A 26,606-nucleotide genomic window follows, 5' to 3' on the forward strand; every position below is an offset into this window, starting at 1 on the left:
CATCCAGACCCGACAACACACCGATGTCCCGATCCACCCCGTCCGCCTCGCCCGGGCCCGCCCGCGGCGCCCCGCTTTTCACCCGCTCGCATGCGCCGTGGCTGCTGACGCGGCCGGTATTCTGGTTTGCCCGGCTGCTCTACCGTGTGCGCACCCGCGGCGCGGACCGTTTGCCCGCCGGCGGCGCGCTGCTGCTCGCCAACCATCTTTCGTACGTCGACGTGATCGTGTTGCAACTCGCGTGCCCGCGCCCGATCCGCTTCCTCACGCACGAAGACATGGCGAAGGCGTCGTGGATGTTCCGGATCGTCAACTGGCTGGCGGGTTCGATTCCGGTCTCACCCTCCAACGCGCTCGAAGCCACCCGCCGCGTGACGCGCGCGCTCCAGGCGGGCGAACTCGTGTTGCTCTTTCCCGAAGGCGCGATCTCGCGCACCGGCCAGCTCATGAAGCTGCAACGCGGTTTCGAACTCATGGCCCGCAAGGCCGGCGTGCCGGTCGTGCCCGTGGCGCATGACGGGCTGTGGGGTTCGGCCTTCTCCTTCTCGGGAAACCGTTATCTTTTCAAATCACCCCGGCTGATGCGGACTCACGTTTTCGTGGCATGGGGGCAACCGGTTCCGGCGGCAGAGGCCACTGCGGCCGTCGTGCGTCAGGCGCTGCTCGATCTCGGTTACGAGGCGTTCAACGAACGCCCGCAGATCAAGCGGCACCTCGGGCGCGAGATCGTGCGCGGCCTCGCGCGCCGGCCGTGGGCGGTGGAGCTCGTCGACCGCACCGCGGCCGAGCGCCGGGTTTACAGCGCCGGGAAAATCCTCGCCGCTTCCGCCGCGTACTCGCGCCGTCTCCGCCGCACGCTGCGGGACGAGCGCCGTGTCGGCGTGGTGCTGCCGCCGGGCGCAGCGGCCACGATCGCCAACCTCGCCCTGCTCTGCGCGGGCAAGACGCCCGTGAACCTCAATTTCACCGCCGGCCCCGCCGCGATCGAAAGCAGCCTGCGGCTCGCGGGTATCCGGACGGTCATTACGGCCGACGCCATGCGCGCCCGCCTGGCCAAATTCCCGTGGCCGGAAGGGGCGGCCGGAAAAACGCTCGATTTTGTCGCCGAAATGAAGGCGACCGGCGGCGCCCGCGCGGTGCTCCCCTGGCTCGTGGCGGCATGGATCGTCCCCAACAAATGGATCGCCTGGTTGCTCGGCTTGCCGAAACACGGCGGGGATGCGGAAGCCGGCCTGCTTTTCACCAGCGGCAGTTCGGGCGAGCCGAAGAGCGTGGTGTACACGCACCGGAATATCCTCGCCAACTGCTGGCAGATTTCCTCGCTCTCGATCCTGCCCGATACCACGCGGCTGCTCGCCTGCCTGCCGATGTTTCACAGCTTCGGATTCACGGTCACGCTCTGGTATCCGATGCTGCGCGGTTGCCGGGCGGTGACGGTGCCGGGCCCGCTCGACACGAAAAAAATCACCGACACGGTTCGCGAGGAGGAAGTCACGGCAATGGTCGGCGCGCCGACCTTCCTGCGTCCGCTGCTCAAGCGGGCGACATCGGCGGACCTGCGTTCGTTGCAAGTCCTCGTGTCCGGCGCGGAAAAACTGCCCGATGACCTGCACGCGGCGTTTCTCGACAAATTCAATCTCGAAATCCTGCAAGGTTACGGCCTCACCGAAACGTCGCCGATCGTCAGCGTCAACCAGCCCAACCCTCCGCAAACCACGGCCACCGCCGAGCCGCAGAACGGGAAACGCCACGGAACGGTCGGCCGCCTCATGCCGGGGATGACAGCGCGTATCATCGACCCCGATACGAAGTCCGTCCTGCCTGCGGACAGGACCGGCATCCTCTGCCTGCGGGGCGCCAACGTTTTTGGCGGCTACCTCGACGCGCCCGACAAGACGGCGGAGGTGTTTCACGACGGCTGGTTTGTGACGGGTGATCTCGGGAGGTTCGATGACGAGGGGTTTCTATCCATCGAGGGCCGCCTTTCGCGTTTTTCCAAGATCGGCGGCGAGATGGTGCCGCACGGCACGCTGGAGCAGAAACTGATCGAGCTTTTCGATCTGGAAGCGGCGGACGGTCCGCCGGTCGCGATTGTCGGCGTGCCCGATGCGACCAAGGGCGAGGCGCTGGTGCTGCTGACCACGCAGGAACTCACGCTCGAGGCCGTGCGTGAAAAACTGGCCGCCGCCGGTCTGCCCAATCTCTGGGTGCCGCGCTCCATCGTGCATGTGCCCGGCGCGCTGCCCACGCTCGGTTCGGGCAAGCTCGACCTGAAGGGTTGCAAGGACCTGGCGACGGGAGCGGCGTAGCCCCTGGATTGGCAGAGCCAAAACCGGAGGGATGGCCCACGAAACACACGAAAAGACACGAAAACCGGGAAGCAGGTCTTTTTATACCTGTTGTTGATTTTACACAAAGATCGCAAAGGTCGCTAAGGAGATAGCTGGCAATCCTTTGCGCTCTTTGCGGCCTTTGTGTAAAAATCCGGAAGCTTTGGGCTTTTGGTATTAGACCACTCATGGACACCAATAGACACTGATACGGAGAAGGGCTGGATTGCTGACGTAGTCCGGAGCTTTGGCCTGCATCTTTCATCCGAAGGAGCGCCTGCCATGTAGCTGCGAACGTAAGTTCACAGGCTCCGGGGGGGAGGGCGATTCCCTGCGAACTTACGTTCGCAGCTGCGTGGCAGGCGTCACTTCGGCTTGGTGAAGCGCGGGGTGATCGGGGGCATCAGTTCCTCCCACGGGCACGCGAGCGCGGCCTGGAGGCGCATGGCGGTCGTCACGAGGATGTTGGTCTGCCCGGCCTCGATTTTTTGGAGCACGCGCGGATGCAGGTCCACCAGCTCGGCAAGTTTCTCTTGGGTCAGGTTCCGGTTCCAGCGGGCACGCCGGACGTTTTCTCCCAAGCGAACAAGGAGGGCGTTCAGCGGATCATTTTTTGGTTTCCCGGGAGGCACGCCATATTATGGCGTAAAAAATACTTGACGCGAACGCCACAGCGTAGCGTGATGGAATGACTCATTTGATACCTTTTCCCCGGTCTTTGTAAAAAAACACGCTACAACGTAGCGTACTAATTAATCCTCAAAATCCGTTTTCCCACCCGTAAACCTATGCATAACAAAATAACATCCCCCCTCCGCCAGCGCTCCCGCGCATCGGCGTTCACCCTCATCGAATTGCTGACGGTCATCGCGATCATCGGCATCCTCGCCGCCATCATCATCCCGACCGTCGGCAAAGTCCGTGAGACGGCCCGCCGCATAGTTGACGCCAGCAATCTGCGACAGATCGGCCAAGCCGCGCTGATCTTTGCGACAGACAACCAGGACACCCTCCCCAACAAAGTCAGCGTCGCCGCCGATGCCACTTTCGGAACCAACGTGGGCACGGGCGGCACCGAAACAGTGAAAGCATTTGCGGCTGCTCTTGCCGTGGGCGGTGGCCTGAACGACGGCACCATCTGGGTCTCCCAAGGTGACACCACAACCACCAAAGGCACCGAGAATCAAAAAGTCTCCACGGTTATCGACGGAACCACCAAGCAGAAGTTTGAGGCAAACTTCAGCGACATCAACGCCGCTTACGGTGTGACCCTTGGCCTCATCGCCACGGATTCATCCACCACCCCCATCGCCTTCACCCGCGGCATTCTTGCTGCAACCGATGGCAAGTGGTCAAAGACCTTGGGCGTCTATAAGGATGCTGGCGGACACATCGTGTTCCTGGGTGGCAATGTTCAGTGGTACAGGAACCTTACCGTCAACAACACCAATGGTGATCTGATCAAAACAGATGGCACCGCGACAAAAGTGATCAAGGAAACCATCACGAGCACTCGCAAAATGATCGAGGAGAACAATGCCGGTGCTGATGGTACGGCAGTAGCCGGAACAGGCACTTGAGGTTTGTTTTCTCCTCCTTGGCGGGAGGCTATGAATTTCCCCACATTTCCACTGGCGCACGACGGTGTCGTGTAAACGTCAAATACCGCATTTGCCTCTATGGGGGCCGGTCCATCCCGTTGTTATAGGGGGGCTGGCAGCGTGCGCCGGTGGTCCATTTCTTTCCGCGTTTCCGGTTTGAATCGGCAGTGACCGGTATTCGGTCTGCCAACTCACGTTGGGAGCTACGGTTGCGGGCGGGACACCTGCGCCACGCCGAGATCGTTCTCTTACTCCTGCTCGTTCTTTTTCTCTTCCGGATTCCGGATTTTCCTCGTTCCTGTCCGCGCTCTCTTCTCTGGCGTCCAGAGTCCGGACAGGAGAAAGATCAAGAGAAAGAGAACGATTCCAGACATCTGTAGGGTATCCCTGCAGGTGTCGGGCTCGTTGCCCGGCAGAGGGCCGGAAGGCGGAAGGCAGTGGACCGAGCATCGGACTGCGGCTGTTTGACGGATGCCGGACTCCGGATGACGGGATATGGGCTCTGGACACTCTGGACACTCTGGACTCGCTGGACGCTCCCGGACTGCCTCCGGAGCAACAAAAAGCCCGCCGGGGTTGGCGGGCTGGCGGGCCGTGGATGGCGCGGGGCGCGGGCTAGCGGGACTGGTGTTCGGCGCGCAGGTGTTCGAGAAGGGCGTTGAGTTGGGCGAGAGGTTTGCCGATGAGGTTCTTTCGCGGCGCCACTTTCTTGCCGAGGATCTCCTGCATCGCCTGGATGCGCCCGATCAGTTCGCCGCGTTCAAGACCACGTTCAAGGCCGCGTTCAAGACCTTGTTTGATGCCTTGGCGGATACCTTTGCGGATGCCTTCCTGTTCAAGTCGTTTTGCGGTGCTCATGAATATTTTCCTATGTTCGGTCGGAACGTGTGCGACAACAATCTTCCCGATTTCCCGTTTTTTCAATTCGGAACTATGTAGCAGATAAGTCCAGAGCTGGTTGGCGACGGCTCTGGTCGCCGCCTGGTCGGGGTCGGCGAAAAGCTCGTCGATCAGGCGCGAGATTTTGCGGATGTTCATCATGCCGAGGCGCTCGCCCTGGAGCGCGCCGAGAATGGCGCGGGCCAGGTGGCCGTCGGCCAGCTTTTCGAACGGGAGACCGGCCAGTTCCACGACGATAAAACCGCAATCGGGCATGAAGGTGCGCGCCCACTTTTCCATGTGCGGGGGCACGTCGATCAGGTCGGCCAGTCGCCAGATTTTTCCCCATTTGCCGGGGCCGGGGTGCAACAGGATGGGCACCACCAGCGGGAGTTTTTCCGATTCGGGGTGGCTTTCCGCCTGCGCCGTGCCTCTCGCCTCTGCGCGGTCCCGGGTGTCCTGCTGCCAGACCAGAACCGTCTCCTCGGCGAAACGTTGCGCCATGAACCGGTCGATCTTCGTCTGGTGTTCGACCAGGATATAAAAATGCACCGTTCCTCCGGCAACGCCGATCCGGTAAACAATGTCCTCCCGGCGTTCAGCCAGGGCTTCGTTGATGCCGGATACCGGGCTGACCCGGAGCGTCTTCCAGTCGATCTGCGCGACCATTTCACGCGGCAGCCATTTTTTCAGAAACTGCCGGGCCACCACGGGCAGGGAAAACGCATGGCGGAATATCCTGTCGTGCCTGCCGCCGTTGCCCGCCGCCTTCCTCGTCGCCTTCGACCTCCCGGGGGCGGGGGCCTCGGGTGTCTTCGTCGGCTGCGACCGGGGGGCCGCGTTTGCGGCGGCTGCGCCGGGTATGGCGGCGGGCGAAGGTTTGCCAAGGGCGGGCTGGTCGTGAGGGGAGGTCATTGGCCGGGATGCCAGCGGGTTTGCCCGACGCCGGCAAAACTTTGTTGCCGATGCGCGTTGCGCCGGGCGCATGTCCCGGGCGTCTCGCCCGCGCCACGACGGTCACAAAAACAGTAACTGGAGGCTGGCGTCGGGGTGGGTGCGGCGGGCGGCGAGGTCCTGGACGTAGCGCAGCGCCTCGGCGTAGTCGCGCTGTCGGCGAGGGGTGGAGCGTTTTTCCTTCGGCAAAAACGCCGGTCGTAGGTTGGTGACGAGCAGGGTCGACTCTCGCCAGGGCGCGAGGCGTTTGAGTCCGGCCATCAGCTCGGCGCGCGCAAAGAGCGGCGTGGCGGAGGTGACGGTGGCGAGAGCATCCCAGTGAAAAAATCCGTGGTCGGGGCGCTGGTCATGAAAAAAGCGTCCGAGCAGGCGGGCGGCGGCGGCCGTGAAGGCGGCGTCATAACGCGTGGCGAACTCGGGGTGTTCGCGCGTCTGCTCCTCCAGTTCGGCGAGGCTGAACGCGATGGCCTCTTGGATCTGCCGGGCCAGATAAAGGTCGTGGCCGGTCAGCGGAGCAAAAAGGGCGTTGATGAAATAGAGGCGGCGCAACTGGTCGCGGGGAAGGGCGGGCATTCGTGAAAAGGCGGATGGAGGCTGATACCGGTGTCTCTGATGTTTTTGATTTTACACAAAGATCGCGAAGACCGCGAAGTTTCAGGAAGCCAAACCTTTGTGATCTTTGCGATCTTTGTGTAAAAATCCGGAGGCTTTGAGAGGTTGGCGGGTGAGACTGAAGGGAACTGCTAAAAATTACACAGAGGACACAGAGGAGGCACACGGAGCGCGAAAGCGCGGAGATGGCGCACCCGCAGGGTGCGGTCTGGAGCGAAGCGCAAGGCCTGGCTGGACCGGGCACCCGCGCAGCGGGTGGGCCTGCCAGCAAAGTTTGGGGAGGCCTGTCCGGCTGAAGGGCGTTTTTTCTGCGAAGGGATGTTTTTGTAATTCATTTATTTTAAATAAAAAAATTTTTGTTAGCGGGAAAAGGTGCGGAGTCGTTTTGTCCTCCCAAAACTCTGCGCCTCCTCTGTGAACTCTGTGTAATCTCTGATTCCTAGAACCTCCCTGAAAAACCGGAGCGGCGTCCGGGGCGGCAGCGATCCTCCGGTAACCGGTATTCCGGAGGCGTGGGAAGGTCAGGGGGAGGGCGGCAGGTTTTCCGTTTCCGTTTTTTCATTCCCGGCTTTTGTCCCGAGCGTGCTGATTTCTTCCATAAATTCGGAGACGTCACGGAATTCCTTGTACACGCTGGCGAAGCGGACGTAGGCGACCTGGTCGATCTTGCGGAGTTGTTGCATGACGGCGTCGCCAATGGCGCGGGAGGGGATTTCGGAGTCGTACTGCGCTTCGAGGATGTCGATCACGTCTTCGGCGAGCATGGAAATCTGTTCGGCGTCGATGGGACGTTTCTGGCAGGCGACGCGGATGGCGCGGAGGAGTTTGTCGCGGTCGAAATCCTCGCGGCGGCCGTCGCGTTTTTCGACGACGATGCCTTCGCGCACGAGCGTCTCGGTGGTGGTGAAGCGGTGGCCGCATTCCAGGCACTCGCGACGGCGACGGATGGTCGTGCCTTCACGGCTGATGCGGGAGTCGATGACCTTGTCTTCGATGGAGGTGCACTTGGGACAGCGCATATTGGGAAATGCTGAAAATCAGCCAGCGCGTTTTCCGCAGGGAAAGGCGGGCGGGTTCAGTTGAGTGTGAGGAAATTTTCCAGGATTTTCATGCCGCCTTCGGTGGCGATGGATTCGGGATGGAACTGCACGCCCCAGACCGGGAGCGTCTTGTGGCGCAGGCCCATGATCTCGCCTTCCTTCGTCTCGGCGGTGATTTCGAGGCAGTCGGGCAGGGAGGCGCGCTCGACGAGGAGCGAGTGGTAGCGGGTGGCGGCGAAGCCCTGGGGCAGGCCGCGGAAGACGTCGGTGTCCTTGTGCAGGATCGGAGACGTCTTGCCGTGCATGAGGCGGTCGGCGCGCACGACCTTGCCGCCGAAATAGTGGCCGATGGACTGGTGGCCGAGGCAGACGCCGAAGAGCGGTTTTTTCCCGGCGAAGGCGCCGATCATGTCGAGCGAGACGCCGGCTTCGGCGGGCGAACAAGGGCCGGGCGAGATGAGAACGCGGTCGGGGTTGAGCGCGAGGGCCTCGGCGGGCGTGATCTCGTCGTTGCGGAAAACGCGCTGCTCGACGCCCAGTTGTCCGAAGTACTGGACGAGGTTGAAGGTGAACGAGTCGTAGTTGTCGATGACGAGCAGCACGGTGGATACGGTGGTTTACAGGTCGCGGCAAAAGTGGCCGGCGAACGGATGCCGCGAACCCGAAAGTATTCTCCTTTCTGCGGGCGCGGTCAAGCGCGGCGCGCAGGCATGCGGAGGGCGGGCGGGAGATAAATTAATGTGAATCGCTTGCGCGGGCGCGGCATTTGCCTACCGGTGGGGCATGGCACAAGGTTCTGCAGGCAATGTTCTCGCGGCTCTCGCCAGCCTTTTTATCCCCGGCCTCGGTCAACTGTTGCAAGGGCGGCCGCTGATGGCGGTCATCATGTTTGTGCTCGCCGCCGTGCTGTGGGTGTTCCTGCTCGGCTGGATCATCGCCATCTGGTCGGTCATCGATGCGGCGTTGTTCACGCGCAAGACCGCGGTGTGAGGGGACCGGACGAGCGTGCCTGATCCGGGCTCTGGACAGGAGGATTGGCGGCGCGCGGACCGGAAACTCATCCCGCCGTGCGGGGGGCGGCGCCACCATCTGTGTCGCGGGCACAAAAAAAGCGGACCGTCCGGAAACGGTCCGCCTTTGCGGGTGAGTGACGGCCGGAGCCGGTATCCGGTGCCGGATTACAGGCGGCCGGCGTAGATGGCGCTGGCGCCGAGCTCTTCCTCGATGCGGAGGAGCTGGTTGTACTTGGCGATGCGGTCGCTGCGGCTGGCGGAGCCGGTCTTGATCTGGCCGGCGTTGGTGGCCACGGCGATGTCGGCAATGGTCACGTCCTCGGTCTCGCCGGAGCGGTGCGAGATGACGGCGGTGTACTTCGCCTTGTGGGCCATCTCGACGGCATCGAGCGTTTCGGTGAGCGAGCCGATCTGGTTGACCTTGACGAGGATCGAGTTGGCGATGCCCTGCTCGATACCCTTGCGGAGGAAGTCCACGTTGGTGACGAAGAGATCGTCGCCGACGAGCTGCACCTTGTCGCCGATGGCGTCGGTGAGCTTTTTCCAGGTCTTCCAGTCGTTCTCGGCGCAACCGTCCTCGATGGAATCGATCGGGTATTTGGCGGTGAGCTCCTTGTAATAGGCGACAAATTCGTCGCCGGTGAACTGGCGGCCGTCGCTCTTCTTGAAGACGTACTTGCCGGTCTTCTTGTCGATGAACTCGGAGGAGGCGACGTCGAGGGCGAGGGTGATGTCCTTGCCGAGCTTGTAGCCGGCGTCCTTGACGGCGGCGGCGATGGCGTCGAGCGCGTCGGTGGTGGAGGCGAGGTTGGGGGCGAAGCCGCCTTCGTCGCCGACGGCGGTGGAGAGGCCCTTGGCCTTGAGAACCTTTTTGAGGGCGTGGAAAACTTCGGCGCCGGCGCGGAGAGCTTCGCTGAAGGTGTCGAAGTTGACCGGGCGGATCATGAATTCCTGGAAGTCGATCGGGGCGTCGGAGTGGGCGCCGCCGTTCATGATGTTCATCATGGGAACGGGGAGGACCTTGGCGTTGACGCCGCCGATGTAGCGATAGAGGGGGAGGCCGAGGGCGGCGGCGCCGGCGTGGGCGGCGGCGAGGGAGACGCCGAGGATGGCGTTGGCGCCGAGCTTCGACTTGGTCCTGGTGCCGTCGAGCTTGAGCATGGCGCGGTCGATGCCGACCTGGTCGAGCACATCGTAGCCGACAAGCGCGGGGGCGATGATGCCCTTGACGTTGCCGACGGCGGCGAGGACGCCCTTGCCGCCGTAGCGCTTCTTGCCGTCGACACCCTTGGGGAGTTGTTTGGCGGTGAGGGAACCGTCGCGGAGCTCGAGAGCTTCGTGTTCGCCGGTGGAGGCGCCGGAGGGGACGGCAGCGCGTCCGACCACGCCGGAGGCGAGGCGGACGTCAACTTCAACGGTCGGGTTGCCACGGGAGTCGATGATCTCGCGGGCGTTAATGCCTGTGATGGTGGTGTTGCTCATACGGATTAAAGGAAGGGCCGATCAAAGCGGCGCGGTGCGCGGGAGGGAAGCCGAAAGACCGCGCATGCGTTGCTCCAGGGTGCGCAGGGGTTGGACGGACGGGAAAGGAGGGGGGAAATGACGAATCTGATGTTACGCGGAAGGCCTTGAAGTGGCGCGGGCTTTTTCTCCCAAACGCCCGCTGACGGCGCGAAGCGCCGCCCGGAAATACGGGCGAGACGCCCGCGCCACGATGCTCCGCGTAACATCAGTTACGAATGATGGATGACGAAGGGATGCATCCTTGCGCCGCAGCGCTCCGGCGTCCCTGTAAATCCGGAACGGGTTTCAAAATTCGTCATTCGTCATTTGTCATTCGTAATTCCGCCAGGGGCGCTGCAATTTTTTCGGACCCGGACGGATAATCCGCGGTCAACTGATTTTCATGTCTTCCTCTGCCACACCTTCACCCTCGTCCACCTCCGGCCCCGGCTCCTTGCCGGCGTCTCCGGCCGGCCGGGATCGCGGCGCGGCGGGCGCAACAGGTCTGACCGCGGATGCGGGAGGAGCGGCGTCCTCCTCCTCCTCCGTTCGGGCGGCAACTTCTGTCGCTGTCGCCGGTCAACCGCGGCTGGCGTGGGTGCTGGTGGTGTGCACGGCGATCGTGTTCTGGCCGGTGACGCGGTGGGTGGCGACCGAGGCGGCGGCGCGGCAGCAGATCATGCAGGGGATCATCCTGCTCGGAGCGGCGGCGGCGCTTGTCGGCTGGCTGCACCGGCGCGAATTGCGCGTGCGCGGGCAGGTTGGCAACAGCGCGCTGCTGTTGCTGGCGCTGGCGTTCGGGTGCGTGGCGGTGGCGCGGTGGTGGGGGCGGCCATTGCTGGTGTTGCCGGGCATGGCGCTGGGGTTGGCGGGCTCCTTGCGGATGCTGTTTGGCGACATGCCCTACCGGCTGTTCCTGCGGCCGCTGGTGGTCGGGGTGTCGGCGTTGCTGGTGATCGTGCTGCTGTTTCCGGTGCTCGACTGGCCGCTGCGGCAACTGGCGGGGGTCAACGCGGCGCGGATTCTCGACGCGATCGGGGTGACGTCGGGGCTGAGTGTTTTCGGGCAGCCGGACGCGCCGCAACTGATGTTGCGGGCCGGGTCGCAATCGTTCGTGGTGGCGACGGAGTGCAACGGCTTCGGGCTGATCACGTCGAGCGCGCTGCTCGCGTTGCTGGCCGGCGGCATCAGCCGGCAGCCGGCGGTGAAATTGCTGGTGTTTGCGGTGGCGGGGGTGGCGTCGGGCTTTTTCTTCAACCTCCTGCGCATCCTCGTCATTTGCCTGCTGGCGCCGAAGTTCCCCGGGCATTACCACGCGATGCACGAAATCGTGGGCACGATCATGCTCTGGGCCGGCCTCGGGCTGGTCGGCTGGATGTCCTGGCGCAAGCAACCGGCAAAAACAGCCGGGACGAAAGCGACGGAAGCGGGCTGAAACGGCCGGACGCGACGGAAGCCGGTATCGCGAGCCAGGGGGTATCGGAAGCGAAGGTGGCACGGGCATCCTTGCCCATGAAGTGGCACGGGCTTCCAGCCCGTGTTCCGGAAGGCGGCGCTGTGCGCCGTCCACGGGCAAGGATGCCCGTGCCACTTTTACTGCCAATCGGCCAATCCGGCATTCCACCCCTTCCGATTTTACCGCGAGCCAGGGCGCCGCTGCGGTTTTCGGTTGAAGCGGGGCCGCCGGCGGATAGCGATTGTCATTTCTTATGGGACGTCAATGGCTCCACGCGAAACGCGCCATCGTTAACAACAAAAAGGGTCAGCTCGTCGGCAAGCTGGTGAAGGAAATCAGCGTCGCCGCCAAGCTCGGCGGGCCTGACACTGCGGCCAATGCCCGGCTCTTTGCCGCGGTCGAAAAGGCGCGCAAGGCGAGCGTCACCCGCGACGTGATCGAACGGGCCATCAACAAGGGCGCAGGCATCGGCGGCGAGAAAATGAGCATGGATTCCGTGACGTTTGAAGGCTACGCGCCGCACAAGGTGCCGGTCATCGTCGAGGCCTACACGGACAACGTCCAGCGCACCACGCCCGAGATCCGCGTGCTCTTCAAGAAGGGCGTGCTCGGGCAGGCGGGGAGCAACAAGTTTCTGTTCGACCACGTCGGTATTGTGGAAGCGCATACGGCGGTTCCGTCGGCGGGCGGCGGGGAGATCGATCTCGAGGCGGTGGCGATCGAGGCGGGCGCCGAGGATTTCGCGCCGCTGGCGCACGCCGAGAATGATGACATCCCGGAGGACCGGTCCGGCGCGCGTTTTACCTGCGGTCGCGCCGATGTGCATGCGGTGTCCACCTGGCTGGCGAACAACGGCTGGACCGTCGTCACGAGCGAGATCGGCCACGTGGCCAAGCAGTTTCCCGAACTCACCGACGAGCAGCGGGCCGATGTGGGCGAGTTTTTGCAGGCGCTGGAAGACCACGATGACGTGCAACGCGTCTGGGCCGCAGTGAAGTGAGGTGAACGGCGGGGAGGAGGCTTGCGCCGGCACGGGCGGGTTTTCGCTTTCAGTTTGCGGGGCTTCATCCTTTGCTTGGGCTTCATGAGTACCCGTCGCCTCTCCGCTACCATTGTCGTCATTGTTGTATTGCTCGCCGTTTTTATGGGCTTGCCCTGGCTGAGCCCGGCACGGGGCGTGGAGCGCCAGTGGAACAAGCTCGTCGACGGGGTTCAGGACAACGATTTCGAGGATGTGGCCGAAACCATCGCCCCGGACTACAAGGATTCATGGGGCCTCGCGCGCGATGAAGTCATCGCCATCGCCCGGGCCATGCGCCGCCAGTTCATGGTGTGCACGATCAGCCGTCATCCGCACCAGGTCCATTTTTCCGATGACAAAAAGGCCGCCACCGTGACGAGTGTGATCCGGCTCAACGGCAACGGTTCGCCCTTGGCCCAGCAGATGATCCAGTACTCGCAGCAGAGCGAGACGGAGACGACGTTCGAGTGGCGCCGCGAATCATGGAAGCCGTGGGACTGGAAGCTCGTCAGCGTGGCCAACCCGGCGGCCGACGAGGGTGTCCGGCTGCTCCAGCGCGAGATCGACAAGGCGCCCCAGGGATTGTCGCTGTAGCGATCAGTCGCAGGTCAAAAGCCGCATGTCGAAGGTCGCCAGCGGGTCCGCCTCGCAAAGCATTTTATACCAGCGTCCCGAATGTTTTTGATTTTACACCAAGGCCGCAAAGGACGCGAAGAAGGTAACTGGCAATCCTTTGCGCTCTTTGCGGCCTTTGTGTAAAAATCTGAAGGCTTTGGGGCTTTGATATTACCCGATACTCAAATGACCCGCATCGGCGGGCCAGTGAATGACTTTCGACTTTCAGACTTTTGACCTTTGACCGACCATCAGTACGGCTTGTGCTGTTCGACGGTGCCGTTGTCGGAATCGTCGATCTTGTAGCCGGCCAGCGACCGGAAGAGCTTGCGGATGTCGTGCAGGCCGCCCCAGGTAAACCAGATGCCGGTCACGACGGTGATCACACAGGGCAAGCCGATGGCCGTCACGTGCCAGAAACCGAGCCAGCCGGCGTTGGTCCATGGCTTGATCCACGAAACCCAGCCGGCCTGGCCGACGAGATTCCACGCGGTGCCGATGAGCATCACGCTAAACCAGAGCACGGCCCAGACGAAGAGACTGCCGGTGATCCACTTGTCGCCCGTGGAAAAGTTTTCGTCCACGCCGATGACGCGGGAGAATGTCCACTTGCGCTTCGGGATGATTGGCTTGCCGTCCGCATCGACGGGGAGCTCGTCGCGATGAAGCATCTTGTTGATCGGATAATCCTTTTTGCAGGTAAACAGCGACACGCTGATATAGAGGGCGATGGCGATGAGCGTGGAGAAGAACGAAATCTGCGCGCCGTTGAGTCCGAAGGCCGGCAACCCGGGGACGCCGACGAGCGAGAGCACCCGGTTGATGGCGGTCGAGAACACGTGGTCGTCCCAGATCTTGTAAACCAGGATGCCGCCGCCGGAGAGGACCGAGCCGGAGATGACGGCCGCCCAGGCGCCGGCCGTGGTGCCTTTTTTCCAGTAGAGGCCGCCGATGATGGCCGCGCCAGCGCCGCCGACGTAGACGGCGGTGGTGACCGTCCACCACATGACGATGTACTCCGTCTGCCGGAAGAACGCTCCGAATAAAAACGCGAAAATCGCCACCCCGATGATGCACCGGCGCAGGAGCTTGATGTGCTGTTCGGGAGAGGGGGCTTTTTTGAGGCGGGGCAGGATGATGTCCTGCGCGAGGATGCCGCCCCAGGAGTGGAGGTGAGTGGAGTCGCCGCCGAAGATGCCCAGCAGGAGCACGGCGCAGAGCGCGCCCTTGACGCCGATGGGGAGCATGTGCGAGAGCGCCACGGGGATCGTCATCTGTTTCTGGATCTGGGGCTGGCTGATATTGGCGATGGATTCCTTGGCGGCGATGGAGGACGAGGCGAAGTCGGGGTGATAGAGGTAGGTGAGCGCGGCGGCGGCGAGGAGGACAACGACCACGGCCTTGCCGGATTCGCGCCAGCGCCCGAGGAGGCCGCCCATGCGCGCTTCGTGCGGGGTGGCGCCGGCGCTGTTGTAGGCGCTGGAGTTTTGCCACGCCATGGTGCCGTAGGTGCCGAGGAACACGCCCATGAGCACATACCAGAGGTTGAAGTCCTGCACCGCCCAGGCGTCGAAAGGATTCACCATCGAGTGGTTTTCGGGTTTGTTGCCGAGCACGGTCGCCATCTCGGACCAGCTCACCATCCAGAGGACGCCGATGATGATCACGATGTACATGAGCTGGGAAAAGATGCCCTCGATGCAGTCGGTGACCATGAGGGTAATCAGGCCGCCGGAGATCGTGAGCGTGAGGCTGATCGCCAGGAAGATGCCCATGAGCGGCACATAAGTCGGCAGGGCGAAGGAGCCGATGGCGATTTCCGGCGGCAGTTGCAGGAAATAGACCATGAACCGCGCGCCGACGGCCGGGATGATGCCGAAATTGATCGCGCCGGCCACGAAGCCGAGGATGCCGGTGAAGAACCGGAAATTGCGGCTGTAGCGCATTTCGAAAAACTGGGCCAGGGTCATGGCGCGGGTCTCGCGGAAGCGGTAGATCACGAAGCCGAAGATGGCGACGACGAGTCCGACCGGACCCGTGATCCAGCCCCACCAGGTGGGGACGAATCCGGATTGGGCAAACACCTCCCACATGGCGACAAACACGACAGCGCCGGCCTGCATTTCGCCCTTGGCGACGGCCAGCAGGTAACGCCCGCCCACCCGGCCTCCGGAGACGAAGTGCGCCACACTTTTCATGTAGCGATGGGTGACGATGCCGACCGTCAGGATAATGAGCAGCGGGATGACGATGACCAGCCAGTCGATGAAGTGCATGCGATTCAGGATAGCAGTGAGAACATGAGGAGGGAGCGCATCCACGAAGGCAAGGCAGCCGGGCGGATGGCGAAGCTGACAATCTCAAAGGAGGAAACGCCCGGGGAGCGAGCGCGTTTTGCAGGGAGGTCGGAACTTTAAGGGTACCACTTATGGACTGCATTAGGGCGGGCTTTGGCAATTGCAGGACCATCCGGTCATCGGTCAGCCCTCGGCAATCCGGCGGCAGGTTTTCCCTGCCATCATTGCGCGACACCTTTTGTATCCGTCATCAGAAAACTTTCCGGATCTCTCCGGGAAGGGATGACACGGGAGGGAAGAAGGATGCCTTTGACCGTTTGTGTGTCCGTGGGCGCTTTCGTTAAAAAATTTGCCTGTTTGGAGCAGGCTTGTGTGACAGGAAATTGCAGAAGGCGGATAAGGGCACCCCATGAAGACCACTGCACGCAGCCTTTCCGTCGATGTCGCCAGGGCGCTTTTCTGCTTCTCTCGCGATTTGTTGACCCGGCCCACTTGCTGGATTTCGGCCCGGAGTCTCCCGGTTATCCTGGGTCTTGCGGCTTTCCTTGTCGGCGTCCCTGCCCGCGCGGGCTACGAAATTGCCGACCTCACCGAGGCATACTACGACAGCTTTACCGGCTATACCCGCGTCTGGATCGACTACGGGGATAATCGCATCACCGACGAGGAATGGGATGACTTCACCCCGCCGGCCGGTTACCTGAAAAACACCCCGCGAAATCCCGAGTTCAACGCCGAAAACACCTTTGGCAGTCCCGGTTCGCCAGCCGGCGATGTGCAGGTGGAGACCATCGGCGGCTACACCTGGAAGTTCATCGCGCAAATCCAGAGCGCCATGTGGCCCTACGATCACTCCACCTTTCCCGGCATGCTCAACCCCTGGCAGGCCGCCTTTGCCACCGTCACTCCGCCGCCGGGCACGATCAAGTTCAGCTCCAACGAGAAAAACCAGGAGATGATTTTCTGGGCGCGCGAAGGCGACTCGTCCGGAGGGGCTCCCATCCTGCGTTACTTCGTCACCGATACCTGGGGCAACCGCTACATTCTCGGCGCCAGCGGTGCCGCCACGGACGAGGAGATTCCCGATTCCTTCGCTTCCGCCGTCCTTCCCGAAGGCTGGACCCGAAGCACCGGCTATCTCGACGAGACCCTCCACGTTCTCCCTGCCTATGGCGCCGGCGACATGGCTCACTACAACCTCTTTCGTGAAAGCGCCGATAACACCTTCTTCCAGATCGAGTGGGGAGCGAGTGGCCTGGGCATCGCACAGCAAATTGCAGGCATGCCCATCTGGGGAGGGGCTACCTCCGACTACATCCAGGGGCGTGCCGGCGACGACAACCTGATCCATGGCGGGGAAGGGGACGACACGATCCTTGTCCTCGGGATGAACGATCTCATTTACGGTGATGCCGGCGTCGATACGGCCATTCTCTCCGGCCTCTTTTCCGACTACTCGGTTGTCTCCATGAGCGACGACGGTGCGTTCCTCGTGCTTTCCGGTTTCGGTTACGAGAAGACGTTTTACGATGTCGAATTTCTCCAGTTCGACGATCTCACCATTGCCACCTCGGCCATCCCCGAGCCTGCGGCCCTTGCGCTTCTCGGCGGTATGGGCGCGCTCGTGGCGACCGTCATTTTCCGCCGTCGGCCGCGACGGCTGACCATCTGAGGATTACCTCTCGTCACTACCTTTCAGCCCGCGCTCGCGCCGCATGGTGAAGATTGGCCGGGCGACGATGAGGAGGGGGGAGCATTGTCTGTCAGCAGAGTCAGGTACCAGTCACCGTCCGGGGCTGCCGAGCCTGTTGCCGGGACATTCCGGCAGGCCAGAATACTGCCCTCAACATCGGCGAGGACCGTGGTGACGCGACCTTTGCCCAGGCGCCGCTCCAGAATCATCGGCAAACCGTCGGCGTCGACGAACGATACCTGCGCACCGCAGGGTGCCACAGCCAGGCGCAACCCACGCGGATAACGTCCAAGATGATAAACGGTGTGGTCTGGCGATACCGTGGTCGGGACGGCTGCATGGTAATCCGCGATCATGGCGCCGGTCAGCCGGGTGGTTTCCGCTGCCCAGTTCAGCGGATCGGGGCCGTGCCAGAGCAGGTGTCCGCCCTGTTCGACCCAGCAGCGCAGGCTTTCGATCTCGCCGAGAGTCGGGAATGAGCTGGCCACAACAATGCGTCGCACGCCCTCCGCCGGTGTCGGGATGGGCCGGTCTCCGCGTACGATTCCGGTGTGGAAGCCGGCTGTTTGCAGAAGATGGTTCGCGATGATGAGCCGCCGCGAGGTTTCGCGCGGCCGGTTGCCGGGGTTTTGCGGTGCATCACGATCGTAGTAATGGGTGGGCCAATACAGATGAACTGTCGGAGCGGCGGCGTCCTCGCCGCCGGCCGTAGTTCGGCGCTTTAACCCGAACGCGCCTGCGTTGGAGCTGGCATTGGCGTTTCGTTCCTCCTCAGGCGCGCGGTGTGCGGGCTGAAGCTCCGCACTACGTCCGGCTTGCTCCCGCGCAAACTCCACAAAATATCGCAACCCCTCCTTCACGCGCCCTTCGGCATCGACGAGGCCAAGCTGGCTTTCGAAGTTGTTTTTCAGATAGGGATGAATGCGAGCCGTGATGTCCTTGAAACACCACCACAGGAATCCGTTGGCGCCGGCGTCACGGCAGGCGGGAAGGACGGCGCGGAGATATGCATCGGCATGGGGTGCGGCGGCCGGGCTGGTCAGGATGGTGCCGAATTCCTGCAACATCACCGGGCCGAAGGCGCGGGCGCATTTCACATAAAACGGCAGCAGCGATTGGGTGAGAGGATCAGCCAATCCGCCGCACGGCACCGGATGCCACGTCGGCACCGGATAACCGTGCATGGTGAGCACGTCGATGCCGGGCTGGGCGGCGGTTGTGGCGCGGGCGTCCCGTTGCCACTCCGCCGAAGCGGGCGGGACGCCCGCGTCACTGTCGCCCAGACGCCAGCCGGTGTCGGTGATGATTTGCTGGTGATCGCAACCGGAGAGGATCAACGCACCGGGCAACACATCGCGGATGGCGCCGGTCATGCGGCGGCACCATTCGCGGACCTGCGCGGGCTCGGCGGCGGAGGATTCGGGGAGTGCGTCGAGTTCGTTGCCCAGGTCGATGCCGCAAAGATGGGCGGCAAACGGTTTCAGGTGCGTGGCAATGACGCGCGCCCAGGCGGCGCCGCGTTCGATGATTTCCGGATCGGCGAAGAGGTTTTGATGAGCGCCCTTCCATGACGGCCAGAAAATGCCGCCGCTCATCCAGCCGACGAACAGGCTCGGTTGAGGGTGCAGTCCGCGTGCGACGCACGCATCGAGGAATCGCAACAGCCGCGACAGCATGGTGGCATCATATTCACCGGGGCGCGGCTCGAAGTCCGGCCAGCGGATGAAGAACCGCACGGTGTTGAACCCGAGCGACACCATGAGATCGAGATCGGCGAAGATTTCGTTCTCGGGCCACGCCTGCCACATTTCCACACCACACGACGCGGGCCAGTAGTTGGCCCCGACGGGGATGAAGCGGGCGCCGTGCCCATCTGTCAGATAACTGTCCGCATCCAGCTTAATCAGGCTCACCGCTCCGGTTCCCCTTTCTCGGGGTAAAACAGCCTGGAATACTTGCCTCGCTCGATTTGCCACTCCACCCCGAAAACAAACACCGGCTCGCCGCTTACCTTGATCGTGGCGGCACCATCGGCGGCGGGGCTCACAGTTGTCGGCCGGCCCACGGTATCGACCACCGTCAATCCGGTTGCCCGGTCCTTCACCGGCAGGCGGAGATCCGCCTCCAGCGTCCAGAATTTCTCCCACGGTTCACGATGGAAATTGCGATCCACGCTGCGCTCGTGCCGCACATAACCCTCGCTCCGGTCCCAGACCAGAGCAAAGCGGCCGCGTTTCCCCTCGAACACCAGACCCTCGGTTTTACCTGGCAACCGGGCGTCGCCCAGAAACCTCGCTCCCTCAAATAACCACGCGCAGTTGGCGTAGGCCCAGAGGCCCGCCTTCGGTGTCCAGTCACGGCGCAACAACCCGAAATAATTCTCACGCAGGATCGGCTCGCCGATCTCCCCTGCTGTCGCAATCCGGTCCTGCCGGTCAAAGTCATCCAGACAATAATACATCATTCCTCGCACATCCGCTGCGATAGCGAGCCCCACCATCAAAACGAGATCTTCCGCTGCGATGCGCTCGTTGTTGCTCACACTCGAATTGGGAGCGCTCGGTGCGTAAAATTCCGACATCCACAGCTCCTTTTCCCCAAACATCCGCAACGCCTTTCTGATGTCTTTGAGCGTTTGCAGGTAACTCCAGTAAACGTCCTCGTCTGTATCCGGAGAACGAGGAACGCCGCTGGCATGGAAGACGAGCAGATCGAAGTCGTTCCATGCGCCAAGATCGAAGACCTTTTTGAGAAAGGGAATGTCTCCATTGGCCACTACGCCGCCGCCCAGCAAAATATCGGGGGCGAGCTTGTCCCGGCTTTTCCGCAGCAGAGGCAACCAGTCCTTCGCATACTTCTCCGCCCGAACCGCTTTTTTCTCCCCGCCATGCAGATTCCACTCATTGGTAAATTCCAACACCGCAGCCCCACGTTGGCCGGTGTTTTTAACATTCGAATCGATGAACCCCAAGCGCGCGGTTTCATCACTCAACCAGGATTTTTTCCCCTGGAAATAATCGTCCGTCGCCTGGTTGTAGGGCACATTATTGTGATACCAGAGGTGGAACCCTTTTTTTCGTGCAAGCTCCCATCCATCGGTCTGACGAAGCCAGCGAATCCCTGCCCGGTGCATTAAATCGAGCAACTGGTCTTCTGTGCGCAACTCGGTGTGCCCATTGGTTCCAACACGCCCACGATAGGCGGAAATGCCAAAACGCGACTCCTTGCCATCCGTAAACTCGCGCCGGGGCATTACGCCCAGGCTGACACGCTGAAATTCCGTGCCACGATTTGTCCGCGCCACCGCATCAAGATAAAGCGGTCCCGCCGCCCTTGGTGTAATGCGCAATTCCGGTTGCCACACCTCGAATGGAGCCAGCCAATGCGCTTCGTTTCCCTCTGAAACAACAACACCGTCATAATCAACCGCGCGCCAGGAAACATCCGCCCGCTGCGGCGCGTGAAACAGATTGGAGACCGCTCCTCTCAGCACGACCGGACGCACTTCGTCATAAATATAAAACGGAGACTCGCTTTTCAGATTAAAGGCCAGCCAGTCATGGGCGGCGACAGCAACCGCTTGCGACGCCACAACAGAAGAGTCCGCACCGAATGCGAATGCCGCCGAACCACGCAACCGGCTGCGCATCCAAGGCACCCGGATCTTCCTCACCTGAAAATTCACACGATCATCGTCCTCAATCAGTTTCCTGAAACCGTAATCATTGGCGATGGCCCAAACGACAGATCCCGACTGAAAGACTTGTGCCATTCCCTTGGTTTCCTGCCCGGGCACGCCTCCGGCGGGATTTCGCAACCAGCGCGCCGGTTTGATCTCTTCGACAAACTGTGCTCCGCCCGACCGGACGAACTGGAAGGAGGCCCCGCCTTCATCCCCGGCACCCGGTTCATTGTCCGGTGAAACCTCAAGCTCCATCCGGGCAACGTCAGGCGCGAGTGTCCAGCGGATGACAACCGGTTTCGTTTCTCCTTTACGTGGAAGGAATCGAAGCTCGACCTCGGGCCATTGTATTCTTTTTCCGGTTACGGATGTGGCGATTTCGGAAAAGTCTATCGCCTCGTCCCGTTCCGATTCCACCTCGCTACGTCCCTCGCGCACTACGATCTCGGGGACATGTCCATCAGAACTCCATTCCCCAAGGCGATAACCTGAAATCCCGCCTGCAAAAATGCCCGGCGTTTCCTGTTTCCCTGCTTTGTCTCTCTTGAAACGAGCATATAAATCCACCGAACCGGAGGGTTGAAACACGGCTGTATAAGAGAGGGTGGAAAGCGTGCGTGACCCGACGTCCTTGCGTGGCTTGGCGGACGGATCGGCACCGGACACCTTGAGTTCGGCGACGTTGAACGTACCCATATTACCATACCCCGACACAGCACTAAAGCGGATGGCCGCAAACGTGTCCCCGCCATTCCCGGGGCGCAGCGTGGCCTGGGCTGGCAGGTCTTTCCTGACTCCTGGCGCCAGCGAATGCGCCTCGCCTTTTCCCTGCTCAACGCATTCTATTGCGAGATCAAAACGATCATCGTTCAGATTGGCCTTTAGCAGTGTCGCCCGATACCAGTCGCCCGGCGTGAGAGGGACATTCCCCGGCCCGGTGACCGTCATTGGCGTCAATCCCGACGAGCGGAATGGCAAATGCACCAATGCCTCCCCGGCTGCATTGAGCAATGTCACCGTTGCCTCGATTTTGTCCTGGTGATTTTGCGTTGGATGAGGGCGCCACTGGAAAACAAATTCAAGGCGCCAATAATGACCGGCGGAAAACTGCGGAGTCGTTGCCTCGGCTCCGGGAGGGTTTCCCGCCCAGCGAAAATCCTGCACACTCAGACACCGGCGTCCCCCGTCGCTCAAAATCCGGGCAAGCGCATACCCCTTGTTGTCACTGTTTGGAATGCCTGCGGTGCTCCAGCCCTTGTAAAAACCTGTATCCGTTGTTCCATTTTCATTAAACAGCCCCTCTCTTGAGAAGTTCTCCGAGTAAATCGTGGTCCCGGCAGAAACAGTCCAGAGCGGAACAAGGGAGATTGTGGTGACAAATGCCAAGTGTTGGAAAAATGAATACATGAATGTCGGAAAGATTGGCTTGGGAACCGCCGGGTTTTTATGCGAAAGGGGTGCTCCACAGGCGTAAGAAAGGTCAGTCGCATTCGCACTTATAAAGATAAGTGCACGCTGCCACAAAGTTGGCGGTTGCATTCGCCGAAGGCAGATCGGAGTCGGTGATTTGTTGCCGGACCGGAGTGTCAATCTGGCTGCCCAGTGGTGTGATGATTGAGAGAAGGGTGAATGAAGACATGGATTTGGGCCCGGTTAGCCGGGGCGGTGCGCAGGTATGTTCGAACCGGCGATGGTGCGCATCATCTCCACAGGCGACTTTTTTGTCGGAAAAAGTCGCGGCCTGTGGAGACAGGTGGCCATCGCCGGTCGCGTGTGAACTATTCGGCTTAACGGCGGTTACGTTTCTGCCAGATATGCGCTCCGGCCAGCCCTGCGGACACGAGGCCGACAAGCAGCACTGCGGAGGAGGGTTCAGGAACGGCTGTGGCTGTTACAGATACGCCGTCCAGTGTGCTCCACGCCCTCATGCCATAAGCATTGGCTTTTGTTCCCAAAAACAGGTGGGAGCCGGCAGTAACATCGGCGGCAGTGAAGTTGGAGAATGAACCGCTCGCCGTGTCTTTTTCTGCGAATGAGCCGGAGGTGAACGTCGCGCCCGTAAGAACAACCGACCATGTTTTCGCTTGGCCGTCGATGGACCAGACAACATCGGTCGGGATGTCGCTCAGTCCACCGATAGTCAGGTCCGTACCTCCATCGAAGAGATGGAGTGCCCGCGTGGCTGGATTTGTTGCGGTGCCACCTTTCTGCCAATCGATGGTCAATGACAGTCTGCCTGCCGCCGGAATGGGGGTTCCAGTCGTATTCCCTATCGCGACATAAAACGTGCTTCTCGCATAGGCCGTATTGTAGTTGTTGGTGCCCAGCGTAATTCCACTCAGCGAGATTTGCAGCGATCCGTTTGCGAACGGGTTAAAGTCATCCCGCACGGAGGTGAGCGCTGAATAGTCGCCGTTCGTTGTGTTGGCGTTCATCCTCAGCAGGGCGGGCGTGCCACTCACAAAGGGAATATTCGCGCTAGCGGTGCCGCTGGCGGTCCATGTCGCTGTGTCGAGCGTATCAAACGGATCTGAAAGCGGTGTGAGGGCGGCTTGTGTCATGGCGACGGAAGCAAGGCTGATGGTGCACATTGCGAGGGAGCGCCAGAGCCAGCTTGTTTGGGATATGTTATTATTCATGATGTTGTAGTTTCCTTTCATGTGGTTGCGGGAGACAGGTGAGACGGGAGCGAGGTGTGCGCGACTGTTCATTGACTGAGCAAGGTTTGCACGGTGTTACGGAACTCCGTCACGGGGATCGCCTTGACATGACCATCGGCAAAGATGGCTTGAACTTTGCCCGTTTCCCAATCCCCAATTCCACGGACATTTCCGACGGGATCTGCAATCACATCAGACGGCCAGAAAGCCCAGTATCCGCTTTTTGCCGAACTACCGGTTCGACATGATGCCACCGTGATCAGGCGTGAGGGATTTGCGATTCGTGAGAATTCAATGCCAAAACCAAGGTTCTTGTTTCGGTCCGCATATGCCACGTTCAGCTTATAAAAAACCCCCACATTTGCACCGTAATCGGACGAGTAAATATCGGACGACTCTCTCGTGGACCTGGATGTTTCCCAAAAGGGGGAATACAAGGCAGGGCTGCCTTTGTCTTGGTTGCCCGATCCATTTGGGATAAGCAGTCCGTCCGATGGCAGGCCATAGGGTTGAATCCGGGTGGACCAACGGGGAGGCGTGGCATAGGTATCCGTTCCCAACGAAGGAAAATGCCCCCTGTTATCTTCAATAAATCCGGCGACTGCGACGCCGATGGCACGGAGATTACTCAAGCTCTGGACCATGCGTGCGCTCTGTCTCACCTTGCCAAGTGTCATCAGCACAAGCCCGGCGAGGATGCCGATGATGGCGATGACGACGAGTAACTCGATCAAAGTGAACGCCGCCGTGTCCTTGGCTGGGCGGCGGCATACCTTGTGGAAAAGTGGGAGGCTGGCATGAGAGAGAGGAGACATCGGGGATCGGGGATCAATCGGATTACCCGGAGAGGATATCAATTCTCTCTCCGATATTCTAGGCGAAATCGCGTCTTTTTTATTTAAAAATACGACACATCCTCTTTGACACGACACCATCCATGCCGAATTACCGAGGTTGGTTGCGCCCCCCCTCCCCCATGTTTTCATCCATGCGCCTGAAAAAGAAAATGGCGCGCGCCTGCCAGCGGATTGCGCCATGGTGAACAGGATGAAAACGCGGTTTACCTGGTGGAAAGAATCGGACGGACGATTTCCCGGATATTTGAACGATTACCCCGACCACTGGACGCAGGGCGAGGACATGGACGACCTCAAAATACATCTGCGCGATCTGTTTGAAACATTTGCGTCTGAAGACATCCCGGGGATCAGGAAAGAAGAGGTATTGGAAGTCGCATGAAGCGCCGCGATCTTGTCGCGGCGTTTGAGCGTCTGGAGTGTCGGTCATCATGATTCTTGCCTCATTGGAGAAGCGCTCTACCTTGCCACCATGAGCACAAAAGAGGCAATGCTCCAGGAAATGGAGAACGTACCGGAATCGTTGATACAGGAAACGTATGATTTTCTCATTTTTTTGAAATCACGTTACGCGGTGCCTGCCGTTACGGATTATGAAACCGACAGCCCCGAGCTTGAAGCGGCCTTGTTGCCCGCGGTTCGCAGCAGGCAGACAGCATTTCATGCGGGCGAATTGCGTGATATCGCGCACCGTATCGAAACGTCTTCCGCGTCCCTCAAATGATCCGCGAATTGCTCCGGTCGGATTACTTCACGGCCGATTTTGAAATCGCGTATGCCTGGTATTGGCGCACAGCCGGTGAATCCATCGCCCGCCGTTATCTTGAGGCTGTCATCCGAAGTGTGGAATCCCTGCAACGTATTCCCGGCCAAGGCAGGCCACGCTATTTTTCACACCCTGAACTGGCAGATATACGTTCATGGCGTGTGGCCCCCCTTTGATGCGCATCTAGTATTTTATCGTTGTTCGGAAAATGCCGTTTTGCTGTTCAGGCTCCTTCACGGTCGCCGCAATCTTCCCTCCCGTCTGCTTGAACCACCTTCTGCGGATTGAGTCCCGGCACTTTGTGTTTTGACCAACACGTGAAAAATCCCCGCCGCCAGACTGATCTCGACGTCGCTCTGCTCATCGACACCGCATGCCAGTGGACACGGCATCTCATACTCGGGATCAATCGCTACAAGAGCATGCTGGCCTCGCCCTGGAATCTGCTCGTCGAACCGCACGGTTCCGCCGATGTGCTGCACCTGCCGCATGGATGGAAAGGCGACGGGGTGATCGCCGACATCCGGTTTCCGGACATGGCGCAGGAACTCGCGGGATGTGGTCCGCCTGTGGTGAATGTCTCCGATGCGGTGCTTCCCGATGCTCCGGATTTTCCGCGGGTCTGCATCGACCGCAAGGCTGCGTGCGAAATGGCCGTGGCACATTTCACGGAGCGTGGATTCACCCACTTCGCCTACATCGACCTGGCGGGCAACGACTGGGACCGGGAGACTCATCGCTATTTCACGGGCGCGTTGCGTGCGGCGGGCATCAAGGAATGCGCCAGCTACGAGGCGCAAAACCGCGCATGGGGAGCGCCCGACTGGAGTATCGATATCGACGCGCTGGGCGCATGGCTGCGTTCGCTGCCCAAGCCCGTCGCCATCTTCTCCTGGAGCGTAGGGCGCGAGGTGATACATGCTTGCCGGCGCGTGGGGATCAAGGTGCCGGAGGAGGTGGCTTTGCTGTTGCTGGCTTACGACGAGATTTTCAGCGAGGTCGGCCACGTGCCGATCTCGGGGATCGTGCATGCGTGGGAAGAAATCGGATACCAGGCCGCCGAGCGGTTGGGACGACTGCTTGCCGGGAAACGGATTCCGGCCCGCGAGCGGCGCACCCGGATCCCGCCTGTCGGCGTGCGCACGCGGCAATCGACCGACACACTGGCGATCACCAATCCGGTCATCACGAGCGCGCTCGGTTACATCCGCGAAAATGCGGGGCGCGCGTTGCTCGTCGATGAGGTGGCGCAACATGCGGGCGTGTCACGGCGCAAGCTCGAACGCCACTTTCTCCACGTCATGGGCCGCACACCGGCGGATCAGATCCGCCATGTGCAGGTGGAGCGGGCCAAGGCACTGCTGTCCGGGACAAACCGTCCGATTCCTGAAGTGGCCGAGGCGGCGGGGTTCGCCTCGCCGGAGTATATGGCGACCGTTTTCCGGAAAACCCTCGGACTCACTCCGCTCAAGTATCGCAAGAAACTGCATGCACAGACATGATGGGCGGCTAAAACCGTTCCGATTTCGCAAACGGGAGACATGCGGACAAGGAGAAGGAGGCGCCGATGCGCTAATTCTTTCCGGCACAGCATGCTCTGTTATCGACGGCCTGGATGCCGAAGCGT

Annotated in this window: 23 protein-coding genes and 1 pseudogene; 12 read left to right on the forward strand and 12 right to left on the reverse strand. The window is 61.1% G+C overall.

Annotation, left to right across the window (positions count from 1 at the left end; genetic code table 11):
- Positions 1–23 precede the first annotated feature (23 nt).
- Positions 24–2,309, forward strand: coding sequence for an AMP-dependent synthetase (locus OPIT5_16280; GenBank protein AHF91552.1), 2,286 nt, complete (start codon positions 24–26; stop codon positions 2,307–2,309).
- 386 nt (positions 2,310–2,695) lie between these two features.
- Here OPIT5_16280 and OPIT5_16285 read toward each other — a convergent pair whose 3' ends face one another.
- A complete protein-coding gene (locus OPIT5_16285) occupies positions 2,696–2,962 on the reverse strand; it encodes a transcriptional regulator (GenBank protein AHF91553.1) in 267 nt (88 codons plus the stop codon).
- A gap of 156 nt (positions 2,963–3,118) precedes the next feature.
- Here OPIT5_16285 and OPIT5_16290 point away from each other — a divergent pair, with 156 nt between their 5' ends.
- The gene (locus tag OPIT5_16290) at positions 3,119–3,910 is read left to right on the forward strand and encodes an N-terminal cleavage protein (protein AHF91554.1); all 792 of its coding nucleotides are present in this window, start codon (positions 3,119–3,121) and stop codon (positions 3,908–3,910) included.
- Between the two features lie 269 nt (positions 3,911–4,179).
- On the opposite strand, the gene OPIT5_16295 is transcribed toward OPIT5_16290, so the two are convergent.
- The 5 genes from OPIT5_16295 to OPIT5_16320 all read right to left on the reverse strand — a co-directional run bounded on the left by OPIT5_16295 (position 4,180) and on the right by OPIT5_16320 (position 8,018).
- Complete coding sequence (locus tag OPIT5_16295; protein ID AHF94443.1) at positions 4,180–4,305, reverse strand: hypothetical protein; 126 nt, start codon at positions 4,303–4,305, stop codon at positions 4,180–4,182.
- Between the two features lie 241 nt (positions 4,306–4,546).
- Entirely contained in the window at positions 4,547–5,725 is a 1,179-nt protein-coding gene (locus OPIT5_16300) for a hypothetical protein (protein AHF91555.1), read from the reverse strand.
- A 102-nt stretch (positions 5,726–5,827) separates the two neighbouring features.
- Entirely contained in the window at positions 5,828–6,337 is a 510-nt protein-coding gene (locus OPIT5_16305; protein AHF91556.1) for a hypothetical protein, read from the reverse strand.
- A gap of 560 nt (positions 6,338–6,897) precedes the next feature.
- A complete protein-coding gene (gene nrdR / locus OPIT5_16315; protein ID AHF91557.1) occupies positions 6,898–7,395 on the reverse strand; it encodes an NrdR family transcriptional regulator in 498 nt (165 codons plus the stop codon).
- 56 nt (positions 7,396–7,451) lie between these two features.
- Positions 7,452–8,018, reverse strand: a complete 567-nt coding sequence (locus OPIT5_16320) for an anthranilate synthase subunit II (protein AHF91558.1) — start codon at positions 8,016–8,018, stop codon at positions 7,452–7,454.
- A 181-nt stretch (positions 8,019–8,199) separates the two neighbouring features.
- On the opposite strand from OPIT5_16320, the gene OPIT5_16325 reads away from it, so the two are divergent.
- Complete coding sequence (locus tag OPIT5_16325; protein ID AHF91559.1) at positions 8,200–8,406, forward strand: hypothetical protein; 207 nt, start codon at positions 8,200–8,202, stop codon at positions 8,404–8,406.
- Between the two features lie 188 nt (positions 8,407–8,594).
- Here the strand turns inward: OPIT5_16325 and OPIT5_16330 are convergent, their stop codons facing one another.
- On the reverse strand, positions 8,595–9,911 hold the full coding sequence (locus OPIT5_16330) for an enolase (GenBank protein ID AHF91560.1): 1,317 nt from the start codon (positions 9,909–9,911) through the stop codon (positions 8,595–8,597).
- 424 nt (positions 9,912–10,335) lie between these two features.
- On the opposite strand from OPIT5_16330, the gene OPIT5_16335 reads away from it, so the two are divergent.
- From OPIT5_16335 to OPIT5_16345, 3 genes are all read left to right on the forward strand, one after another.
- Positions 10,336–11,367 carry an exosortase gene (locus OPIT5_16335; GenBank protein AHF91561.1) on the forward strand — a complete coding sequence of 344 codons (1,032 nt, stop codon included), beginning with the start codon at positions 10,336–10,338 and terminating at the stop codon, positions 11,365–11,367.
- 274 nt (positions 11,368–11,641) lie between these two features.
- A complete protein-coding gene (locus OPIT5_16340) occupies positions 11,642–12,388 on the forward strand; it encodes a transcriptional regulator (protein AHF91562.1) in 747 nt (248 codons plus the stop codon).
- Positions 12,389–12,472: 84 nt separating this feature from the next.
- Positions 12,473–13,003, forward strand: a complete 531-nt coding sequence (locus OPIT5_16345; GenBank protein ID AHF91563.1) for a hypothetical protein — start codon at positions 12,473–12,475, stop codon at positions 13,001–13,003.
- Between the two features lie 272 nt (positions 13,004–13,275).
- On the opposite strand, the gene OPIT5_16350 is transcribed toward OPIT5_16345, so the two are convergent.
- Positions 13,276–15,300: a sodium:proline symporter gene (locus tag OPIT5_16350; protein ID AHF91564.1), complete on the reverse strand. Its 2,025-nt coding sequence runs from the start codon at positions 15,298–15,300 to the stop codon at positions 13,276–13,278.
- 430 nt (positions 15,301–15,730) lie between these two features.
- Here OPIT5_16350 and OPIT5_16355 point away from each other — a divergent pair, with 430 nt between their 5' ends.
- Positions 15,731–16,993: a hypothetical protein gene (locus OPIT5_16355; protein ID AHF94444.1), complete on the forward strand. Its 1,263-nt coding sequence runs from the start codon at positions 15,731–15,733 to the stop codon at positions 16,991–16,993.
- A 23-nt stretch (positions 16,994–17,016) separates the two neighbouring features.
- Here OPIT5_16355 and OPIT5_16360 read toward each other — a convergent pair whose 3' ends face one another.
- Both OPIT5_16360 and OPIT5_16365 read right to left on the reverse strand, forming a co-directional pair.
- On the reverse strand, positions 17,017–18,927 hold the full coding sequence (locus OPIT5_16360; GenBank protein ID AHF91565.1) for an endo-beta-mannanase: 1,911 nt from the start codon (positions 18,925–18,927) through the stop codon (positions 17,017–17,019).
- On the reverse strand, positions 18,924–22,103 hold the full coding sequence (locus OPIT5_16365; protein ID AHF91566.1) for a hypothetical protein: 3,180 nt from the start codon (positions 22,101–22,103) through the stop codon (positions 18,924–18,926). Before OPIT5_16365 ends, OPIT5_16360 begins: the two co-directional genes overlap by 4 nt.
- A 268-nt stretch (positions 22,104–22,371) precedes the next feature.
- On the opposite strand from OPIT5_16365, the gene OPIT5_16370 reads away from it, so the two are divergent.
- Positions 22,372–22,473 (forward strand): hypothetical protein, encoded by a 102-nt coding sequence (locus OPIT5_16370; protein ID AHF94445.1) that lies wholly within the window; start codon positions 22,372–22,374, stop codon positions 22,471–22,473.
- 10 nt (positions 22,474–22,483) lie between these two features.
- Here OPIT5_16370 and OPIT5_16375 read toward each other — a convergent pair whose 3' ends face one another.
- On the reverse strand, positions 22,484–23,407 hold the full coding sequence (locus OPIT5_16375) for a hypothetical protein (GenBank protein ID AHF91567.1): 924 nt from the start codon (positions 23,405–23,407) through the stop codon (positions 22,484–22,486).
- The gene (locus OPIT5_16380; GenBank protein ID AHF91568.1) at positions 23,404–24,171 is read right to left on the reverse strand and encodes an N-terminal cleavage protein; all 768 of its coding nucleotides are present in this window, start codon (positions 24,169–24,171) and stop codon (positions 23,404–23,406) included. Before OPIT5_16380 ends, OPIT5_16375 begins: the two co-directional genes overlap by 4 nt.
- A gap of 232 nt (positions 24,172–24,403) precedes the next feature.
- On the opposite strand from OPIT5_16380, the gene OPIT5_16385 reads away from it, so the two are divergent.
- The 4 genes and pseudogenes from OPIT5_16385 (at position 24,404) to OPIT5_16400 (ending at position 26,481) form a co-directional block, all read left to right on the forward strand.
- On the forward strand, positions 24,404–24,595 hold the full coding sequence (locus tag OPIT5_16385; protein ID AHF91569.1) for a hypothetical protein: 192 nt from the start codon (positions 24,404–24,406) through the stop codon (positions 24,593–24,595).
- A 90-nt stretch (positions 24,596–24,685) separates the two neighbouring features.
- Positions 24,686–24,937: a hypothetical protein gene (locus tag OPIT5_16390; GenBank protein AHF91570.1), complete on the forward strand. Its 252-nt coding sequence runs from the start codon at positions 24,686–24,688 to the stop codon at positions 24,935–24,937.
- Positions 24,934–25,267, forward strand: a pseudogene (locus OPIT5_16395) (plasmid stabilization protein). Before OPIT5_16390 ends, OPIT5_16395 begins: the two are co-directional and overlap by 4 nt.
- Positions 25,268–25,296: 29 nt before the next feature.
- The gene (locus tag OPIT5_16400; GenBank protein ID AHF91571.1) at positions 25,297–26,481 is read left to right on the forward strand and encodes an AraC family transcriptional regulator; all 1,185 of its coding nucleotides are present in this window, start codon (positions 25,297–25,299) and stop codon (positions 26,479–26,481) included.
- Positions 26,482–26,606: the final 125 nt, after the last annotated feature.

It is taken from the genome of Opitutaceae bacterium TAV5, from assembly GCA_000242935.3.
Taxonomy (GTDB): domain Bacteria; phylum Verrucomicrobiota; class Verrucomicrobiia; order Opitutales; family Opitutaceae; genus Geminisphaera.

What these genes read in the sequence shown, in the direction of transcription:
- OPIT5_16280 (AHF91552.1), top strand. Translation starts at nt 24, where the DNA reads ATGTCCCGATCCACCCCGTCCGCCTCGCCCGGGCCCGCCCGCGGCGCC.
- OPIT5_16290 (AHF91554.1), top strand. Translation starts at nt 3,119, where the DNA reads ATGCATAACAAAATAACATCCCCCCTCCGCCAGCGCTCCCGCGCATCG.
- OPIT5_16295 (AHF94443.1), bottom strand. Translation starts at nt 4,305, where the DNA reads ATGTCTGGAATCGTTCTCTTTCTCTTGATCTTTCTCCTGTCCGGACTC.
- OPIT5_16300 (AHF91555.1), bottom strand. Translation starts at nt 5,725, where the DNA reads ATGACCTCCCCTCACGACCAGCCCGCCCTTGGCAAACCTTCGCCCGCC.
- OPIT5_16305 (AHF91556.1), bottom strand. Translation starts at nt 6,337, where the DNA reads ATGCCCGCCCTTCCCCGCGACCAGTTGCGCCGCCTCTATTTCATCAAC.
- nrdR (AHF91557.1), bottom strand. Translation starts at nt 7,395, where the DNA reads ATGCGCTGTCCCAAGTGCACCTCCATCGAAGACAAGGTCATCGACTCC.
- OPIT5_16325 (AHF91559.1), top strand. Translation starts at nt 8,200, where the DNA reads ATGGCACAAGGTTCTGCAGGCAATGTTCTCGCGGCTCTCGCCAGCCTT.
- OPIT5_16330 (AHF91560.1), bottom strand. Translation starts at nt 9,911, where the DNA reads ATGAGCAACACCACCATCACAGGCATTAACGCCCGCGAGATCATCGAC.
- OPIT5_16335 (AHF91561.1), top strand. Translation starts at nt 10,336, where the DNA reads ATGTCTTCCTCTGCCACACCTTCACCCTCGTCCACCTCCGGCCCCGGC.
- OPIT5_16340 (AHF91562.1), top strand. Translation starts at nt 11,642, where the DNA reads ATGGGACGTCAATGGCTCCACGCGAAACGCGCCATCGTTAACAACAAA.
- OPIT5_16345 (AHF91563.1), top strand. Translation starts at nt 12,473, where the DNA reads ATGAGTACCCGTCGCCTCTCCGCTACCATTGTCGTCATTGTTGTATTG.
- OPIT5_16350 (AHF91564.1), bottom strand. Translation starts at nt 15,300, where the DNA reads ATGCACTTCATCGACTGGCTGGTCATCGTCATCCCGCTGCTCATTATC.
- OPIT5_16355 (AHF94444.1), top strand. Translation starts at nt 15,731, where the DNA reads ATGAAGACCACTGCACGCAGCCTTTCCGTCGATGTCGCCAGGGCGCTT.
- OPIT5_16365 (AHF91566.1), bottom strand. Translation starts at nt 22,103, where the DNA reads ATGTATTCATTTTTCCAACACTTGGCATTTGTCACCACAATCTCCCTT.
- OPIT5_16370 (AHF94445.1), top strand. Translation starts at nt 22,372, where the DNA reads ATGTTCGAACCGGCGATGGTGCGCATCATCTCCACAGGCGACTTTTTT.
- OPIT5_16375 (AHF91567.1), bottom strand. Translation starts at nt 23,407, where the DNA reads ATGAACAGTCGCGCACACCTCGCTCCCGTCTCACCTGTCTCCCGCAAC.
- OPIT5_16380 (AHF91568.1), bottom strand. Translation starts at nt 24,171, where the DNA reads ATGTCTCCTCTCTCTCATGCCAGCCTCCCACTTTTCCACAAGGTATGC.
- OPIT5_16385 (AHF91569.1), top strand. Translation starts at nt 24,404, where the DNA reads ATGAAAACGCGGTTTACCTGGTGGAAAGAATCGGACGGACGATTTCCC.
- OPIT5_16390 (AHF91570.1), top strand. Translation starts at nt 24,686, where the DNA reads ATGAGCACAAAAGAGGCAATGCTCCAGGAAATGGAGAACGTACCGGAA.